The following is a 716-nucleotide window of genomic DNA, read 5'->3' as shown; positions in this document are numbered from 1 at the left end:
GCAGGATTACGTAAACTTGGAAAATCATAAAAATGACTTTGTTGGTACAAAGATTGGCAAAAATCCTTACACTTTTGAGCAAATACCTCCTGGAAGTGGTCCTTGGAAAGAAGCAGGACAAATATTTAAGGGTTATCCAAGTGTTCATGCTTGTTATGGACATCCAAGTGATGCTTGTACAAAGTTCTATGGTTTACCTAATCGTACGCCAATTTATTCAAAATATTCAGGGAGGAAAAAATGAAACAAATCTTGAAATTATTAAGTGGAATAGTTTTGGTTAGTGTAGCTGGATGTAACATTGATAAGCCTTCTCCAGGGGCTCTGAGTATGTGGGGGAAGCCAGGAGCAGATTTTACGGAGATAGGAAAAGCCTTGTTAGAATGTGGTATGCCAACCCCTTATGATATCGATCCAGAAAACCAACAGCAGAGTATTAATGCTAAAGCAACAGTTGATGCTTGCATGGTTCAAGCAGGATTCCGCTATAAAGATCAAAGAGGAGGGGGGTGGTGTTATACTTTTAAAGAGAAAAACTTGCCGATTTGTCGTCCAGGTGCTGTCATCCCACAGCGCAGTGTCAAGAAGCGCTTGAATAGCCCGTTTTGTAAAAAGCATCCAGAACAACCTGAATGCGAGCCTTAAGTCTTGCTTCAGCAGAGAAAGCCTTGAATTTACACCAAATAAAGCACCAGGTTGATGAGCTTGAGAAAGCC

General features: G+C 40.8%; 1 protein-coding gene and 1 pseudogene. Both read left to right on the top strand.

The genetic code is table 11. From position 1 onward, the window contains the following. Positions 1-244: pseudogene (locus ACFINI_RS10085) on the top strand (hypothetical protein); the annotation flags it as partial. Continuing rightward, on the top strand, positions 241-645 hold the full coding sequence (locus tag ACFINI_RS10080; RefSeq protein WP_375637904.1) for a hypothetical protein: 405 nt from the start codon (positions 241-243) through the stop codon (positions 643-645). The pseudogene ACFINI_RS10085 and the gene ACFINI_RS10080, both read left to right, overlap by 4 nt. Positions 646-716 lie beyond the last annotated feature (71 nt).

The organism is Bartonella sp. AA56HLJMS (genome assembly GCF_042197145.1).
GTDB lineage: Bacteria > Pseudomonadota > Alphaproteobacteria > Rhizobiales > Rhizobiaceae > Bartonella.
Note: the sequence above shows the minus strand (reverse complement) of the source record. Positions and strands in the feature narration are given on the sequence as shown.